Raw genomic sequence first — 1,533 nt, 5'->3', positions numbered from 1 at the left:
ACAGCGCGCGCCGGCTCGCGGCGCGCCTGGCCGCGCATGGGCTGCCGGCCCGCGCGGTGGCGGAGCCCGATCCGCGCGGCTTCGACATCGTCTCCGCCGCCACCCTGTCGGAGACGCCGCTGGTGCGCGGCGCGGCGGTGGACCCCGGCACGCATGTGGACCTCGTCGGCGCCTTCCGCCCCGATATGCGGGAGAGCGACGGCGCCCTGCTGGCCCGCGCGACGGTGGTGGTGGACACCCGCGCCGGCGCCCTGGCGGAGGCCGGGGACGTGGTTCAGGCGATCGCCGAGGGCGCGATCGCCGAGGCCGATGTGGCGGTGGACCTCGCCGGTCTCTGCCGCGGCGCGCATCCTGGACGGAGGCGCGCCGAGGAGGTCACGGTGTTCAAGTCCGTCGGCTGGGCCGGGGAGGACCTGGCGGCCGCGGTGCTGGCCGCCGGGGGCTGACCATCTGCCGGATCATGCCGGCGAGCCCTTCTGGTGATCCGATCGCGGCCCGCCCACGTCGCGCGGGCCGCGCGGCCGAATGGCCGCCGGAAGTGCGGTGCAGCTGAGCGGCGCGGAGGCGCCGCGCTGGCGCCGGAAGGCGTTTTCGGGGCACCCAGGACGCAGGCGGGTATCAGCCGGCGCGGCTGGGCAGCATCCGCCGCGCCACGCCGTCGCGCCGTACCAGCGCATGCCACAGGGTGGCCGCGACATGCAGCGCCACCGCGCCGAGCATCAGGTTGGCCAGGACCTCGTGCATGCCTTCCAGCGGCTTGCGCATCCCGAAGCCGGCCAGCGCCGGCGGAATCTCGAACAGGCCCAGCACCGGCACCGGCGCCCGGCCCGACATGGCGATGGCTAGGCCGCTCAGCGGCACCGCCAGCATCAGCGCGTAGAGCAGCAGGTGGGCCGCCGCCGCGAGCCGCTGCTCCCATATGGGGCCGGCGGGGTCCGGGGCGCCGCCGGCCAGACGCGCCAGGATCCGCGGCAGCAGCAGCGCCACGACCGCCAGGCCGACCAGCGCATGCGCGCCGAGCGCCGTAGTCCGCCCTCCGCCGCGCGGGATCTCCTCCATCAACTGGCCGATCAGCCATGCGCCGGCGATCGCGGCGGCCATGGTCCAGTGCAGCAGGATGCTGGGGATGGGGTAGCGGCGCATCGCCATTCCTCCTTCGTGCGCGACGGCACGGAGGAGAACATGCGCATGTCACGCAACTACGTCCTTGACGCAACGCAATGTCACGCCCGGGGCCAGACCAGGGCCAGCCCGTCCGGCGTGCTCTCCAGGCGGCCGCCGGTCGCCGCGGCCGCCTCCGTCACCAGACGGGCGGTCTCGCCTTCCGGTGCCGCGCCCGCCGGCAGCGTCAGCCACAGGGCGACCTCCCCGGTCTCGGGCCGGTTCTCCGCCCGCGCCGCGATCCGGGTGCCGGGCGCCATCCGTGCGGCCGCGTCGCGCGCCAGGCTGAGCAGCGCCAGGTCCAGCCGCCCGCGATCGAGCCGCGCCGTCCATACGCCGTCCGCCGGCTCCAGCTCGAAGCCGAAGCGCCCG

The 1,533-nt window shown here is 76.1% G+C and carries 2 protein-coding genes and 1 pseudogene; 1 reads left to right on the top strand and 2 read right to left on the bottom strand.

The window, feature by feature from the left end; all coding sequences use genetic code 11:
- Positions 1-446, top strand: a pseudogene (locus tag OZN99_RS31305) (ornithine cyclodeaminase family protein); the annotation flags it as partial.
- Positions 447-618: 172 nt separating this feature from the next.
- Here OZN99_RS31305 and OZN99_RS31300 read toward each other — a convergent pair.
- Positions 619-1,143 (bottom strand): cytochrome b, encoded by a 525-nt coding sequence (locus tag OZN99_RS31300; RefSeq protein ID WP_270939101.1) that lies wholly within the window; start codon positions 1,141-1,143, stop codon positions 619-621.
- A gap of 80 nt (positions 1,144-1,223) precedes the next feature.
- A partial coding sequence (locus OZN99_RS31295; protein WP_270939100.1) for a hypothetical protein occupies positions 1,224-1,533 on the bottom strand: 310 nt, incomplete at its 5' end.

It is taken from the genome of Falsiroseomonas oryzae (genome assembly GCF_027856955.1).
In the GTDB taxonomy this organism is placed as follows: Bacteria; Pseudomonadota; Alphaproteobacteria; order Acetobacterales; family Acetobacteraceae; genus Falsiroseomonas; species Falsiroseomonas oryzae.
This window is presented reverse-complemented; position numbering and strand designations above follow the sequence as displayed.

Coding starts and splice junctions, on each gene's coding strand:
- OZN99_RS31300 (WP_270939101.1), bottom strand. CDS start 1,143: ATGCGCCGCTACCCCATCCCCAGCATCCTGCTGCACTGGACCATGGCC.